Annotated in this window: 12 protein-coding genes; 7 read left to right on the forward strand and 5 right to left on the reverse strand. The window is 43.6% G+C overall.

Annotated elements, in window-relative coordinates; all coding sequences use genetic code 11:
* The first annotated feature begins 224 nt into the window (after window positions 1-224).
* Both licT and ACEYKX_RS02860 read left to right on the forward strand, forming a co-directional pair.
* The gene (gene licT, locus ACEYKX_RS02855) at window positions 225-1064 is read left to right on the forward strand and encodes a BglG family transcription antiterminator LicT (RefSeq protein ID WP_373766748.1); all 840 of its coding nucleotides are present in this window, start codon (window positions 225-227) and stop codon (window positions 1062-1064) included.
* A 2-nt stretch (window positions 1065-1066) separates the two neighbouring features.
* Window positions 1067-1891 carry a Cof-type HAD-IIB family hydrolase gene (locus ACEYKX_RS02860; protein WP_373766749.1) on the forward strand — a complete coding sequence of 275 codons (825 nt, stop codon included), beginning with the start codon at window positions 1067-1069 and terminating at the stop codon, window positions 1889-1891.
* A gap of 50 nt (window positions 1892-1941) precedes the next feature.
* Here the strand turns inward: ACEYKX_RS02860 and ACEYKX_RS02865 are convergent, their stop codons facing one another.
* From ACEYKX_RS02865 to ACEYKX_RS02880, 4 genes are all read right to left on the reverse strand, one after another.
* Complete coding sequence (locus tag ACEYKX_RS02865) at window positions 1942-3138, reverse strand: anaerobic sulfatase maturase (protein ID WP_373766750.1); 1197 nt, start codon at window positions 3136-3138, stop codon at window positions 1942-1944.
* A 6-nt stretch (window positions 3139-3144) separates the two neighbouring features.
* The gene (locus ACEYKX_RS02870) at window positions 3145-3726 is read right to left on the reverse strand and encodes a Crp/Fnr family transcriptional regulator (protein ID WP_373766751.1); all 582 of its coding nucleotides are present in this window, start codon (window positions 3724-3726) and stop codon (window positions 3145-3147) included.
* 101 nt (window positions 3727-3827) lie between these two features.
* Complete coding sequence (locus tag ACEYKX_RS02875; protein WP_373766752.1) at window positions 3828-5276, reverse strand: sulfatase-like hydrolase/transferase; 1449 nt, start codon at window positions 5274-5276, stop codon at window positions 3828-3830.
* A gap of 69 nt (window positions 5277-5345) precedes the next feature.
* The gene (locus ACEYKX_RS02880; RefSeq protein WP_373766753.1) at window positions 5346-7037 is read right to left on the reverse strand and encodes a solute:sodium symporter family transporter; all 1692 of its coding nucleotides are present in this window, start codon (window positions 7035-7037) and stop codon (window positions 5346-5348) included.
* A 247-nt stretch (window positions 7038-7284) separates the two neighbouring features.
* Here ACEYKX_RS02880 and ACEYKX_RS02885 point away from each other — a divergent pair, with 247 nt between their 5' ends.
* The 4 genes from ACEYKX_RS02885 (at window position 7285) to ACEYKX_RS02900 (ending at window position 12127) form a co-directional block, all read left to right on the forward strand.
* On the forward strand, window positions 7285-8088 hold the full coding sequence (locus ACEYKX_RS02885; RefSeq protein WP_373766756.1) for a sulfite exporter TauE/SafE family protein: 804 nt from the start codon (window positions 7285-7287) through the stop codon (window positions 8086-8088).
* A gap of 98 nt (window positions 8089-8186) precedes the next feature.
* Entirely contained in the window at window positions 8187-9203 is a 1017-nt protein-coding gene (locus ACEYKX_RS02890) for a YeeE/YedE family protein (RefSeq protein WP_373766754.1), read from the forward strand.
* A 61-nt stretch (window positions 9204-9264) separates the two neighbouring features.
* Complete coding sequence (locus tag ACEYKX_RS02895) at window positions 9265-10632, forward strand: rhodanese-like domain-containing protein (protein ID WP_373780430.1); 1368 nt, start codon at window positions 9265-9267, stop codon at window positions 10630-10632.
* Window positions 10633-10795: 163 nt separating this feature from the next.
* The gene (locus ACEYKX_RS02900) at window positions 10796-12127 is read left to right on the forward strand and encodes a rhodanese-like domain-containing protein (protein ID WP_373766622.1); all 1332 of its coding nucleotides are present in this window, start codon (window positions 10796-10798) and stop codon (window positions 12125-12127) included.
* Window positions 12128-12176: 49 nt separating this feature from the next.
* On the opposite strand, the gene ACEYKX_RS02905 is transcribed toward ACEYKX_RS02900, so the two are convergent.
* Complete coding sequence (locus tag ACEYKX_RS02905) at window positions 12177-12605, reverse strand: hypothetical protein (protein ID WP_373766623.1); 429 nt, start codon at window positions 12603-12605, stop codon at window positions 12177-12179.
* Window positions 12606-13000: 395 nt separating this feature from the next.
* Between ACEYKX_RS02905 and ACEYKX_RS02910 the strand changes: the two genes are divergently transcribed.
* Window positions 13001-14902 (forward strand): beta-glucoside-specific PTS transporter subunit IIABC, encoded by a 1902-nt coding sequence (locus ACEYKX_RS02910; RefSeq protein WP_373766624.1) that lies wholly within the window; start codon window positions 13001-13003, stop codon window positions 14900-14902.
* The last annotated feature ends 4 nt before the right edge of the window (window positions 14903-14906 follow it).

A 14906-nucleotide genomic window follows, 5' to 3' on the forward strand; every position in this document is an offset into this window, starting at 1 on the left:
ATGTAGACCCCTTTAAGGGGTAAGTCATAGAGTTATTGTGCGGTTGTCAGTTTTTCACATGCCTCTTGAGGGGCATGTGAAGTCCTAGGCCCTTATAGGGTAGCCTAAAAACCGCACGTTTTACGTGCGGATTGTTATTTTGCAAAATATTTACCTAATCTGACCGCTTGTAGGATTATTTTATGTTATAACGCCGGCATGCTTTATTTACTGGAAAGCCTGCCATGTTAAAAATCACCAAAATATTTAACAACAATGCTATCCAAGCTATCAATGAGATGGGCTCCGAAGTTGTTACCTTGGGGAAGGGGATTGCCTTCGGTAAGACAGTCGGTGAGTTTGCCGATGAATCATCCGTCGAAAAAACATTCAGTTTAACGACCAGTCATTTTGCAGTAAGGTTGACTGAAATACTCAATGAGATTCCTCAAGATTATTTTCGATTAACCAATCTGATTATTCAACATGCCAATCGTCAGCTCGGTACGACACTTTCAAACGGTATTTATGTTAGTCTGACGGATCATCTTTATCATGCCGTTTTGCGGGCAAAAAACAATCAGCGCCTTGGTAATGGGTTATCCTTTGAAATCCAACGATTATATAGAAAAGAATTTGCGATAGGGCGCTATGCTGTTGATCTCATCCATGATGAGATGCTTGTCGATCTCGGCGAAGATGAAGCGGCATTTATCGCCTTGCATATTTTTAATGCCCGTACGGATACGGATAACATGGCGGATACTTACCGTACGACACAAATTATTAAAGATATTTTGAACTTGGTCAGCTATCATTTTCGCCTTACATTAGATGAAGACAGTGATGAGTACCTGCGTTTTATTACCCATTTGCAGCATTTTGCGCCCCGTTTGTTCAAACCGCAAAATCCGTCGTTCAGTGATGATAATTTCCTTTATGAGCAAACAAGGCGGGCTTACCCTCAAGCGTTTCAATGTGTCGGCAAAATAGACAAATATTTGCAAAAGAATTTCAATAAATCTCTTAACCAAGATGAACAGCTCTATTTAATTATTCATATTCAACGTGTTATTTGGAAATAGATATGAAAAAAATTATTTTCTTAGATGTTGACGGTACCTTGGTTGACTATCAAAACAACCTACCGCAATCGGCGGTAAAGGCAATTCGTCAGGCACGTCAAAACGGGCATTATGTCTATATCAGCACGGGGAGAAGTCGTGCGGAAGTTCCCCAATCAATTTGGGAGATCGGTCTGGACGGGATGATTGGTGGTAACGGCAGTTATGTCGAGCATCACAACAAGGTGATTATGCATCAATTGATTCCGCCCGAACAAGCGCGTAAAGCGGTAGATTGGTTACATGAGCGAGGCCTTGAGTTTTATTTGGAGAGTAATAACGGTTTATTTGCCAGTAAACATTTTGAACAGGCTGCCGTTCCGGTGATTGAAATATATACGGCTCGTAAAGGTATTGCCAATCAAGGTGTCCGTGAATTGTTTCACGGCATAGTATTTGACGGTGAACTTTATCGTAGTGATTTAAATAAGATCAGTTTTATTTTGCGGAGCTTCCAAGATTATCTTGACGCGAAATCCGCCTTCCCGGAATTGAAAGTCGGTACATGGGGCGGTGTGGGTGAAACGGCTTTATTTGGTGATATCGGGGTAAAAGATATCGGCAAAGCCTATGCCATTGAAGTATTATTGTCTTATCTCAATGCGAAGAAAGAAGATACCATTGCTTTTGGTGATGCGGCTATTGATATCCCCATGCTGGAGTTTTGCCATATTGGTGTCGCGATGGGGAACGGCGGTGATGCTATCAAGGCAATGGCGGATTACATCACGGGCGATGTTGACCAAGACGGATTATCCCATGCATTTCAGCATTTGGGGTTGATTTAGTCTGAATTTACACACGTTATTGAGATGGGGAAAGCAAGGTTTAAGGGGCATTAATATTTATCGCCGATATATTGTGCAATGTCCTGTGCTGCTCTACCGCTACGGATAAGATCCCGCATTTTTCGCATAAATGGGGCGGTTTTTCGGAAAAAGAGTTGGTAGGATTGGCAAAGGTAGTTGTGTTTATTTGCTTCATTTGGCAAGCTAATCATTCGATGTTTCGGGCAACCGCCGTGACAAAACGTTCGCACATCACAAGCCAAGCAAGCCTGCGTGAGTGCGGTTCTTTTTTGTTGTCCAAATTGGCGTTGTGGTTGGGAATGCACAATCTCGCCCAACGGCTGTTCGTTTAAATTACCCACTTTATAGGTTGGATAAACAAAATGGTCGCAGGAATAAACATCACCATTCGCTTCCACAATCAGTGATGTGCCACAGCTTTCCTGATGAACGCAACTGCTTGACGGATAGCCAAGCCATTGCCCAAGCAGATTGTCAAATTCCAGCACATAAATTTTGCCGACATCCTGTTGCACCCACTCTTTAAACACTTCAAGCAGAAAATGCCCATAGCCCTGTGGTGGCACAGAGAAAGCGGTCGGTTTTGCTTCCTTTTTTGCAAAAGGTGCTGTGCCACAGCCTGTTTCAACAATCGGGATAAATTGCATAAAGGTTGAACCCAGCTCTTTCAAAGCAAGGTAGGTTTCTCTGCCTTTATGCCAATTTTGATCGTTAATCACCGTCAATGTATTGAACTCAACGCCATAGTCTTTCAATAAATCTACCGCTCGTTTGACCCGTTCAAAGGTCGGCTGACCATTGACCGATATGCGATATTTGTTATGCACTTCACTCAAGCCATCAATCGAAATGCCAATCAAAAATTGATGTGTTTTGAAAAATTCTGCCCATTGGCGATTTAGTGCAATGCCATTGGTTTGGAAAGCGTTGGTGATCGTTTTACCGTTTGCAAATTCTTGCTGAAATCTGACCGCTTGTTTGAAAAAATCCAAGCCTAATAACGTTGGCTCACCCCCTTGCCACGCAAATTCTACTCGCTGTCCTGCACTGGATTGAATGTAATTCCGCACATAATTTCGCAAGGTGTCTTCATTCATAAAACGTACATCTTGCTCAATGGTATGCGCTTTTTCAAGATAAAAGCAGTATTCACATTTGATGTTGCATTGAAAGCTACTCGGCTTTGCCATCAAATGAAAGTGGGCTTTGGGGGCGTTTTCAAACATAGCGACCTACTTCTGTTTATGCCAATCTTGTAATAACCCTTTGCGTTTCAACTCTTTAGTAATGCGGATCGCCGTTTCGGTTTCACAACCGGCATATTCTGCGATTTCACGGTGCGTCCAGTTATAGTAAGGGAAGTTTTCCGTGAGAAAATAAATGCTGTCGATAACACGATCAAGGGTGCGTAAATAGGCACTTTTTGCCAAGCGTTGTTCCGCTTCTCGCAGTTCATTTGCAAGGGATTGCAACAAAAATTTGCTCATCTGCGGATTTTCTACGAAGAAAGTATCAATGTCTTTGGGCTTAATCCGAATGATCTCTGCTTCAACCAAAACCTTGGCGTTGCAATGGTAGCCATCATCGCCAAACAAGGTTCGATAACCGAAGTAGTCACCCTTTTGATATAGACGAACAAGGCTCTCTTTGCCGTTATCTAAGGTGTGATAAAGCCCGATAAGTCCATGATTGACGTAGTAGAATTCCCTTGTCGTATCTCCTTGTTTATACACAGTCATCCCTTTAGTAAAAGCATGTAGATGGGTCAATTGGCACTGTTTTAATGCAGTCGGACAGATTGGGGAGGCTAACATGATAATTTCCTATGTATTCAATGTGTTATATTTTGTTATCCTGCTACAGGAAAATTATTTTTGTATATCAGGGCGAATCAGCACTTCGCCCTGATGTTTTTTTATATCTCATCAATAATCCGATACACCCAATTCTCAAGCGGGTCGTTCAGACGTTTCATTTCCAAACGCATCTCTTTGAGCATCTCTTTTTTGATTTCTTTGTAAGCGTCATCATAGAAGAGATTGTGCATTTCTTCAGGGTCTTTGCGGACATCATAGAGTTCGCACAAATCCGTGGCGTTGAAGACCAGTTTGTAATCTTTACGTCGCCACATACGCTGTTCAAAGTAAACAAAGTGTCCTGCAAGCTGGCAGAGCAAACCTTTGCGGTCGTTCTCTTTGTTTTCTCTGGTGATCGGTAAAATGGTTTCCCCTTGGAACTCTGGCGGTACTTCCTGTCCGGCGACATCATAGACCGTTGAGGTGAGATCGTGAAGATAGACGAGGTTGTCATCAACTTCATTGACACGGTTAGATTGTGGGTCTTTGATGATCAGTGGGACGTTGTAGGTGGTTTCAAACATAAACTCACCTTTTTCAATCATACGATGCGCGCCCATTGCATCACCGTGATCCGCCGTGGCAACGAGGAAGGTGTTTTCATATAAGCCGTTTTCTTCCAAGAAGGTAAACAGCTCACCGATAGCGTCATCAATTAAGGTGATGTAGCCCCAGAATTTGGTGATCACTTCTTTCCAACGCTCTTCGCTGGCTTCCCACATTCCCCACATTTTTGAGATGGTGCGGAAATGCCCCGGTTTGCCTTCAAGCGGTTTGAAGAAACTTTCATCTAGCACAACATCTTTTGGATCGTACATTGAGTAGTAAGGCTCAGGCACGATACAAGGGGTATGTGGCCCCCAGAAGTTAATCCAAGTGAAGAACGGTTTGCCTTCAGCCAGCGACTCGCGGATATATTTTTTCGCTTCGTCAATGATGAAGTATTCAATGGTTTCTTCTTTTGTACCGGAAAGTAAACCGCACAATTCTTGTACGCGTAAATGTGGGTTATCGCCAAAGTAAGCTCGGCTGACTTCAGGGATTTCATAGCCTTTTTCTTCTAACCATTCACGATAACGGTTAGAGTGTGTCGGCGGTTGGTTGAACACCAGATTTTTATAGACTTGGCTACCCGGGTAACCGTATCCGTCAAAATTGTGTCCTTTAATTCCATAATCTTCAGGAACAGATTTTGTGCCAACGTGCCATTTCCCTACGACATAAGCGTTGTATCCTTCTAAATTACAGATGTTCGGTGCTTGCTGGCTGATTTCCCCTGTGCCACCTTTTTCGCCGTTTTTAATAATCCCGTGACTAGAAGGCATTAAACCGGTAAACAATGATGTTCGGGCAGGTCCGCAAACAGAGGCAGGCGTAAACGCATTATTGAAACGAATACCGTCCGCCGCAAGTCTGTCAAGGTTCGGGGTTTTGACAATCTGGTGTCCGTAAGGACCAAGCATATCTTTGCGGACTTGGTCTAAAAGAATGTAAACGATGTTGTTCATAGCAATATCCATTTTTGAATTTCCTTCCCCCGTTTACGGGGGAAGGTGCCGAAGGCGGAAGGGGGGAAATTACGCTTTATCTACCACTTTCTTTTTACCGAAGAAAATCAAGATAAGCACTTGCACAACAGCCCATACGCCCATAATCATTGTCGCATTGCCTTCTGCGGAAGCTAAACCAAGTGGTGATAATACCAAGTGTAAGGTAATTAAGCCTAACACTAATGAAGCCACGGCGGTTCTTGCATACTCCCAGTGGGTTAAATCCACATTTGAATGGTTGATTTGGTTATCTTCGTATGGGGTCGCACGTTTTAAGAATTGACCTAAGATAAGCATTAACGCTACATCAAAGACGAAGAGTGAACCCATGACATACACAAAGTTGACTTTCACGTTGATAATCCAAACGAGAGTGAAGTAAAGCACAACATGGACTAATAAAGTAATACGAGCCGCCAAACCTGATACATAGCGGTTGAACAATCCAACGGCAAAGAGTGCCACGATAGGAATGTTAAAGAAGCCTGCAAAGCGACGAGTAAACAAGAAGATACCGTCTGTACCGAACATCAATAACGGTGCAACAACCATGGTGATAATCGCCATAATTGTACCGACTTTTTTCGCATAACTGATAAGTTCTGCGTCGGTGCGTTTTACTTTGGTAATCGCTGGTAATAAGTCGTTACAGTAGATGGTTGCGGCTGAATTTAAGAATGAGTTGAAGGTACTTAAAATCGCCCCGAATAACGCTGCCACAAAGAAGCCTTGTAACCAAGTCGGTAATACTTTATTGACTAAACTTGGGTATGAGGCATCAATCGGTTTTAAGCCTTCGCCAAGAATGTGATAGCTTAATAAGCCCGGTAAGTTAAGGATTAACGGTAGCAACAAGAGGAAAAGTGCTGCAATTAAAATCCCTTTTTGACCCGCTTTTAAATCTCTTGCCCCTAATGCACGTTGTACTATCGCTTGGTTTGTTGTCCAGTAGAAGAAGTTGACGATTAAGATACCCGTGAAGATAGCCGGCCAAGGCACAGCGTCTGTGGCACTACCGATAGCATTGAATTTTTCAACATGGGTTGTGCTGATAATGTGTAAACCTTCTGAAATACTACCGTTACCTAAATAAGCAAGGGCAAAGATAGGTACAAGTAACGCACCGATCACTAAGATCACCGCATTCCAAGTATCCGATACTGCAACGGCTTTCAAGCCGCCGAAAATCGCATAAATCGCACCGATGATACCAATTGCAATTACGGTGTAAGTAATCGCTTCGCCATAGCTGAGATTAAACACTTCTTGTAGGCTGAAGATTTTATTAAATGCAATCGCCCCTGTATAAAGTGCGGTTGGGATAGCAATGAAAAGATAGAAGAACAAGAAGAGCGTTGACATAATCAAACGAGTTTGTCTGTCAAAACGTGCTTCAAAGAACTCCGGAATGGTGGTGTAACCGTTACGGATATATTTTGGTAACAGATATAACGCAAGGAAACAGAGTGGGATAACAGATTGTACCGTCCACGCCATAATCGAGAAGTTACCTGCATAAGAGTTTGCGTTGATCCCGATTAACTGTTCCGTTGAAAGTGAAGTTAATACCATTGAGCAGCCGATAACTACGCCACTCAATCCACGCCCAGCCAAGAAGTAGCCTTTTGAAGTGCTTAAATCATCATCTTTGGTTTTATACCAAGAGATTAAACCGACTGCGGCGGTTACAACTAAAAAACTGACTATCGTAAGAAACATATAGTCCTCCTTAAGTTTTATACTGAATTATGAAATCATCATTCTAAAAATTTAGAACGGTTTTAGCATAATCCTGTTAGATGTAAATAAAATATGATAAATGTCATAAATGTAAAGTGATCTTGCTCACAAATTTGAAAATTAATGAAGTTTTGCTTCAAAAATATGAGAATGATCATAACGAAGCCTCCGTCAATACAGTGCATAATCAATGACATCGCAAGACTTCTTCAATAAGGGGAGCATGATGACAACAACAACTATTTTAATTCTGGTCGTCTGTGGTGTATTAACAAATTTAATGTCGGCATTATTTGGTATCGGTGGTGGTGTTTTAATGGTGCCTGTTTTACATACGCTTTTTCCGGCTTTTCCTTTACAAATGGTGGCGGCAACCTCTTTAACGACGGTGATGGGGACGGCACTTATTAATATTATTTTCTTTCATAAGCAACGAATTCCGCTTAACATTAAATCGCTTTTATTATGGTCCGTGGGGATGATAATCGGCGTCCAGTTTGGGTTTGAAGTGAGTTTTTTAATTCCCAATGCGTTTATTGTAGCAATATTCGTCATCACATTATTGATATTGGCATGTCGCCTCTTTTTTGCAAAAAAAACGGAAAATCCGACCGCTTGTAATAAACTTAATGAAAAGGTAAAAGGTATTTTCGTCTGTTTATTTGGAGGAAGTATTGCTGGGATCACAGGAATTGGCGGTGGCTCTATTATGGCGCCACTGATTAGCTTATTACCCAGTGTGAAACCCCACCAAATTGCCGCATACAGCAACTATATGATGATTATCGGCGGCTTAGGAAGCTTATATGGTTATCTCAGTAAACCTCAGCCCGTTTATTTAGAAAACTCTTGGCAAGTGGGATATGTGAATTTCACCGTAGTGGCTATTGTGGTGACTTGCTCTTTTATGACCAGTTTCTTTTCAATGAAATTACGAGGTATTTTGCAACCGCATATCATGACGAAATTACTTAGCGGTATGTTATTCGCTATTGCGATTTATATGCTTGGCTTATCGCTTTTTCGATAGAACAATCCAAAATTGTTTTGATGATTTTCTTTTAATCCGAATTATGTTCTAATACACCCCAACAACATTTCCGTAACATTTGTATTAAGGTTTAATCAATGTTTAGTGGTCTTTTTATCGGGATACTTCTCGGTTTTTTCTTACAACGCGGGCAATTTTGCTTCGTATCCGGTTTTCGCAACATTTATACCCAGCGAAACTTCCGCTTTTTTAGCGCATTGTTAATTGCGGTCTCCATTCAATCTATCGGTTTTTTTAGTTTAAGTGAATTAGGGCTGATCACCATTCCGAATACCCCTATGCCTCTGTTAGCAACGGTGTTGGGCGGTTTTGTTTTTGGTATCGGTATGATCTTGGCGAATTGCTGTGCCAGCGGTGGTTGGTTTCGCACTGGAGAAGGGGCGGTTGGTAGTTGGATTGCCTTGGTCTGTTTTGCCCTCACGATGACGGCAACCCAAACGGGGGCGTTGAAGCAGTGGGTTAATCCGTTACTACTAGAAACGTCAAACCTTGACAATATGCACCGCACTTTTGGCATTTCGCCGTGGATTTTAGTTGCCATTCTCGTATTGATGACACTGGCAATGATTATTCACCACATCAAACACCCACGCTATCAATTCCCGAAAGAACCGACGCAAGCGGTGATTTCCCATCGAATTTTTACCAAACACTGGCACCCTTTTGCTACCGCAGTATGTATCGGTCTGCTTGGCGTGTTGGCGTGGTTTGTGAGTGAGCAGTACGGCAGAGCTTACGGCTATGGTGTCGCTGTGCCGACCGCCAATGTGATGCAGTATATCGTGATCGGGCAACAGCGTTATCTCAACTGGGGAACTTACTTCGTTCTCGGCATTTTGCTCGGCTCTTTTATCTCCGCAAAATTGAGTGGGGAATTTGAAATCCGCGTGCCTGAACCCAAAGCGATTATGCAACGAATGTTCGGCGGTTTCCTGATGGGGATCGGTGCCAGCCTTGCAGGCGGTTGTACGATCACCAACTCACTGGTTTCGACCGCTTATTTTTCGTGGCAAGGTTGGCTTGCTACGCTGATGATTATGCTCGGCTGTTGGACTGCAACTTACTTTATTAAGCCAACGCAATGTCGCATTTAATTAAATAAACCAACCTAAATCCCCTCCCCCGTTTACGGGGGAGGGTTAGGGTGGGGGGAATATGAAAAAAACACTTTTTGCAATTTTTTCTCTCTTTCTAACCGCTTGTAACGACAATGTCGTCAAGACAATTGACACGGAAGAACTACTAGCGAACCTTGATAATCCTGACTATGTAATTATTGATAGCCGTAACGACAGCCTGTATAACGGCTTTAAAGACAAACACGCCAGCCGTGGCGGACATATCAAAGGGGCTATTCAGTTTCGTTGTAACTGGTTTGAACGGATTGAAGCCGACAAGTTCGACAGTTTTGCCGAAGCCAAAGGGATCAGCAAGCAGAAAACCTTAGTGATTTACGATAGCAATCCTGATGAATTAGCTTGTATTTCGGCGGAGTTTAATGCAAAAGGCTACAAAGTTCGTACTTTTAGCGACTTTATCAGCTATGCCAATGCCGGTTATCCGTTAGACAGTTTTCCCCATTTCCAATATAGCGTTTCGCCCGAATGGCTGTACGCTTTAATGCAGGGGGAGCAACCTGAAACCTACCACAACGACCAATTTATGCTGTTTGAAGTGTCGTGGGGAACGCTCGAAAAAGCCAAAGCCTATACGCAACATATTGTCGGAGCTTACCATTTCGATACGGACTGGGTGGAAGGCGAAGCCCCTGTGTATAACCTTGCCGAACCGCAACAAATTGAGCAAAACCTGTTACAACACGGGATTACCAAAGATAAAACTATTGTGCTTTATTCCGACAATCCGCTTGCCGCCTATCGTGTGTTTTGGGCGTTGAAATGGGCTGGCGTAGAAGATGTGCGAGTGTTAAACGGCAATCTTGCCACTTGGATGGACGCAGGTTTTCCAACGGAAACCAAAGTCAATCTGCCACAGCCAGAAACAGCGTTCGGCACAACCATTCCGGCTAATCCGCAGATCAACATCAGCCAACCTGAACAGGCTTATACCCATCAGCAACAAGGCTTGAAGCTCGTTAGCACAAGGGCGTGGGAAGAGTTTATCGGCGAAGTGAGTGGTGATGAACATATTCAAGCAACAGGCGAACCGCAGGGAGCGATTTGGGGCTTTTCGGGTTCGGCTCCGTCAAATGTCGCCGATTTTTACGACCCTGATGACACCTTGCGTAACCCGAAAGAGATCGTGGCACTGTGGCAAGGACAACATATTCAACAAGGCGATCAACTGGCGTTCTATTGCGGAACGGGCTGGCGAGCGTCCGTGCCGTGGTTTATGACCCAACTTCTCGGCTGGCAAAATACGGCGGTTTATGACGGCGGTTGGAATGCGTGGCAGATGACCAAATTGCCCGTACAAAAAGGCGTACCCAACGGCATTGTAAAACCCGATGCCAAAAATGACGCCGGCAGAATGTTGAAAAAAGGCAATTCGTGTCGGAGTTGATGAAGCGTAGGGACACACTGCGTGTGTCCGTCTCGCCTTTGTTTTACACAGAAAAGATATTCAGCGGACAGACACAGTGCGTCCATTGTAACAAAAAATCTTAATTTATATTTACGGACACACGCAGTGTGTCCCTACAAACATAAAACAAAAGGAAACCCCTATGAAATTTAAACTTACTTTACTTGCAACTTCTTTGGCTTTTTTGACCGCTTGTAATGACAAGTCGGTGAAAGAAATCGGCATTGATGAACTGGTAAAAAATCTAGACAACCCTGAATTTGTGGTGGTTGATGGTCGCCAAGACAGCCTTTATAACGGCTTTAAAGATGGCGATGCCAAACGTGGCGGACATATCAAAGGTGCGGTGCAATTCCGTTGCGACTGGTTGCCACAAATTGCTGATGACAAATTTGAAATCTTTGCTAAAAACAAAGGGATCAGCAAAGAGAAAACCGTGGTGTTTTACGATACCAATGCGGAGCAACTGAGCTGTTTAAGCAAAAAATTTGCCGACAAAGGTTATAAAGTGCGTGAATTTAAAGCGTTCAAAGAGTACGCAAATAGCGATAAGCCACTTGAAGCCTTCCCGAATTTCCAATACAGCGTATCGCCTGAATGGGTCAATGCGGTGATCAAAGGTGAAAAACCTGAAACCTACGCTAACAACGATTTTATGGTATTCCACGTTGGTTGGGGGCCTGTTGAAAAAGCGGAGAGCTACAAACAGCATATCCCAGGGGCGTTCCACTTCAATACAGACTGGGTAGAAAACGATCCTGTATGGAACTTATCTGAGCCGAAAGTGATTGAGCAAAACTTACTCAATGCAGGAATTAACAAAAACAAAACCATTATTCTTTATTCTGACAACCAACTCGCCGCTTACCGCATTTTCTGGGCGTTAAAATGGGCTGGCGTGGAAGATGTGCGAGTGTTAAACGGCAATTTTGCCACTTGGACAAAAGCAGGCTTCCCGGCAGAAACGACCGTTAATACCCCAACCCCGGTCAGCGAGTTTGGTGCAGTTATTCCGGTTAATCCACAGATCAACATCTCAATGCCGGCAGATGCGATGGCTCGTCAGCAACAAGGCTTGAAATTAATCAGTAACCGAGCGTGGGACGAATACACAGGCAAAATCAGCGGTTACGACTACATTCCGGGTAAAGGCGAACCGCAAGGGGCAATCTGGGGCTTTGCAGGTAGCGACTCGTCTAATATGGCGGATTATTACGACCTTGACGGCACACTGCGTAATCCGAATGAAATCTTCGCACTCTGGAAAGGACAAAACATCAACCAAGGCGATCAACTTGCGTTCTACTGCGGCACAGGCTGGCGAGCAGGGGTATCCTGGTTTATGACCCAATTAGCAGGCTGGAAAGATACCTACGTTTATGACGGTGGCTGGAATGCGTGGCAGATGGATTCAACATTCCCTGTACAGAAAGGAGCACCGAATAATATGGTGAAGCCGGATAGTAAGAACTAGTAATAGAATGGAAAAAGCCTTTTTGTGATAACAAAAAGGCTTTTTCATATTAATTATTTAAATACGGATTATTTTTCATGTATGGATTTTTGTAATTATCTTTATAGATCCCCTGTGCCGAATTACGGCGGGGTTCGCGATAGTCATCTCGATCACGACGATAATCATCACGGTAATAACCCCGAGAATCACGGCGATCGTAATCTCTCTCACGATAATAATCATCGCGGTAATAGTCACGTTGTGAACGTCTGTATTCATCCCGACGGTATTCGCGTTCCGTTTTTTTCGGAGCGATACCGTAATTGTTGTTATCCATATAATATTCGTTTTTGTTGCCGAGATTTTTATCCAACGAACCTTGGATGCTGTCGGTTAAACCTTGGTTGATTTTTAAACTGTGCTGGCTTTGTAATTCCGCCTGCGCACCTGCGGTTAACCCGATTAAAATCATGGTTACGGAAAATAATTTCTTCATTGTTGCTTCCTACATTTAAGCGATAGATTATCTTTTTACAAAATTCCGATGAAATCAGACCGCTTGTATATCATCATCGATAGAGCGGTACCGAATTATTATCAGTGAATTTTATCCGATTAGACGATAAATTCCCTAATTGGTTCATCATGTGCATGCCACAGATTATTTGCCTGCATATTAAACAAAAGAAATCTGAAGAAAAACTTAAATTCTCTTATTTTTGTGATCTTGCTCACATTTTAGACAAAAGCGTTTTGCTTTTGATGAAAGAAAACTCTATATTCCGCTTTACACAAGGGTGTTACGTTCATTCGGCAAGCCTAAACCAAACAGTATCATGTGTATTGTTTGGTTTAGGCTTTTTTATTTTCATCAAAAATGAGGATGCAATTATGGCAAAAGATTTCAGCAAACTTGCCTCGGACATCGTGCAACTTGTCGGCGGAGAAGGCAATATCCATTCGTTGGTTCACTGCGCCACCCGTTTGCGTTTTATTCTAAAGGAAAGGGCAAAAGCGGATAAAAACCGTTTGGAACAAACGGCAGAGGTAATCAGCATTGTGGAAAGCGGCGGACAGTTTCAAGTCGTTATCGGTAATAACGTGCCGAAAGTGTATGCTGAAATCATTAAAATTGCCGATATTCAAGCCGGCGATCCTTCTAATCTGCCTAAGCCGAGCTTAATTAATCGTGCCATTGATTTTCTTGCCGGATCCTTTACGCCGTTAATCGGGGTGATGGCCGGTGCCGGTATTCTAAAAGGGTTGATTGCCATCTTACAGGTTGCCGGTTGGTTGGATGCGACATCGGGTACCTACACTGTACTGGATGCTACCGCCGGTTCCACCTTCTATTTTTTACCGGTGTTGCTTGCGATAACGTGTGCCAATAAAGTGAAAGCCAGTCCTTATATTGCGGTGGCGGCAGCGGCGGCATTGTTGTATCCGAGTATTATTGACGCCAGTACAAAAGGAACGCTGAATTTCCTTGGGTTTGACATCGCGATGATGACTTATACCTACAGCGTTATTCCGATTCTGTTAGCGGTTTCCGCACAAGCTTATATCCAACGGTTTTTTGAACATATTTGGCATGAATCCGTACGTAATTTCTTTGCGCCGGCTTGTACTTTATTAGTTGTTGTTCCTTTAACGCTGGCTGTGATCGGTCCTATCGGTTCCGCTATCGGTAACGGTATTGCCAGTGTATTGGCGTGGTTATATGAAGCCAGCCCGATTGCGACCGGTGTAGTCGTCGGGGCGTTATGGCAGGTGCTGGTGATCTTCGGAATTCACTGGAGCATCGTGCCGATTATGATTAACAATATGGCAGTTGTCGGTTTTGACCTAATCGGTCCGTTGACTGCGGCTGCGGTATTAGGACAAGCCGGTGCGACATTTGCCGTATTCTTAAAATCACGTAATAAAGACATAAAATCTCTTGCGGGTTCAACCACCTTCAGTGGTGTTCTCGGTATCACCGAACCTTTAATTTACGGTATTACGCTACGCTTTAAAAAACCGTTTGTTTGCGGCGTGTTAGGCGGTGCGGTCGGTGGTGCAATTATCGGTTTCGGCGGCACGAAAATGTTTGCCTTCGGTTTTAGCGGCTTATTGCTTTATCCTGTCATTATCGGTCCGGAAAGCAACATACTGACCTATTCGTTGGGTATGTTGGTGGCGTTCATTGTGGCGGGATTACTCACCTTTATATGGGGATATAGCGATAGAATGTTACCGGAGCAGCCTTTGTCGGTAGAGGCGATTAAAAATGAAGAGACGGAAACCAAACAACCAACGGATAACGTCGCTCCGGTTTCTCAGTTTGATAAATACGGTTTGGTTAGTCCGCTGGAAGGGGAAATTCATCAGCTTAAAACAATTTCCGATCCGATGTTTGCTTCGGAAGCGTTGGGAAAAGGCGTGGCTGTTTTACCGACGAAAGGCGAATTACGTTCGCCGATAAACGGTATCGTCAGTTCGGTGTTCCCGACCAAACACGCCGTTAACTTGGTATCGGATGACGGGGTGGAAGTGTTGATTCATGTCGGTATGGATACGGTGCAATTAAACGGACAACACTTTGAGTCGTTTGTCAAAGACGGTGATCGGGTGGAAGTCGGGCAGTTGCTCACTCGCTTTGATATTGACAGCATTACCAAAGCCGGCTATTCGGTCATGACACCGATCATCATCGCCAACACCGAAGATTATTTGGATGTGATCGCCACGACCGAACCGCATATTTATCACGGCGATGCTTTACTTCAAGTCGTGGTCAATCAATCGGTATAGCGAA

This window comes from Glaesserella sp. (genome assembly GCF_041817755.1).
Classification (GTDB): Bacteria; Pseudomonadota; Gammaproteobacteria; order Enterobacterales; family Pasteurellaceae; genus Glaesserella.

What these genes read in the sequence shown, in the direction of transcription:
- licT (WP_373766748.1), top strand. Translation starts at nt 225, where the DNA reads ATGTTAAAAATCACCAAAATATTTAACAACAATGCTATCCAAGCTATC.
- ACEYKX_RS02860 (WP_373766749.1), top strand. Translation starts at nt 1,067, where the DNA reads ATGAAAAAAATTATTTTCTTAGATGTTGACGGTACCTTGGTTGACTAT.
- ACEYKX_RS02865 (WP_373766750.1), bottom strand. Translation starts at nt 3,138, where the DNA reads ATGTTTGAAAACGCCCCCAAAGCCCACTTTCATTTGATGGCAAAGCCG.
- ACEYKX_RS02870 (WP_373766751.1), bottom strand. Translation starts at nt 3,726, where the DNA reads ATGTTAGCCTCCCCAATCTGTCCGACTGCATTAAAACAGTGCCAATTG.
- ACEYKX_RS02875 (WP_373766752.1), bottom strand. Translation starts at nt 5,276, where the DNA reads ATGAACAACATCGTTTACATTCTTTTAGACCAAGTCCGCAAAGATATG.
- ACEYKX_RS02880 (WP_373766753.1), bottom strand. Translation starts at nt 7,037, where the DNA reads ATGTTTCTTACGATAGTCAGTTTTTTAGTTGTAACCGCCGCAGTCGGT.
- ACEYKX_RS02885 (WP_373766756.1), top strand. Translation starts at nt 7,285, where the DNA reads ATGACAACAACAACTATTTTAATTCTGGTCGTCTGTGGTGTATTAACA.
- ACEYKX_RS02890 (WP_373766754.1), top strand. Translation starts at nt 8,187, where the DNA reads ATGTTTAGTGGTCTTTTTATCGGGATACTTCTCGGTTTTTTCTTACAA.
- ACEYKX_RS02895 (WP_373780430.1), top strand. Translation starts at nt 9,265, where the DNA reads ATGAAAAAAACACTTTTTGCAATTTTTTCTCTCTTTCTAACCGCTTGT.
- ACEYKX_RS02900 (WP_373766622.1), top strand. Translation starts at nt 10,796, where the DNA reads ATGAAATTTAAACTTACTTTACTTGCAACTTCTTTGGCTTTTTTGACC.
- ACEYKX_RS02905 (WP_373766623.1), bottom strand. Translation starts at nt 12,605, where the DNA reads ATGAAGAAATTATTTTCCGTAACCATGATTTTAATCGGGTTAACCGCA.
- ACEYKX_RS02910 (WP_373766624.1), top strand. Translation starts at nt 13,001, where the DNA reads ATGGCAAAAGATTTCAGCAAACTTGCCTCGGACATCGTGCAACTTGTC.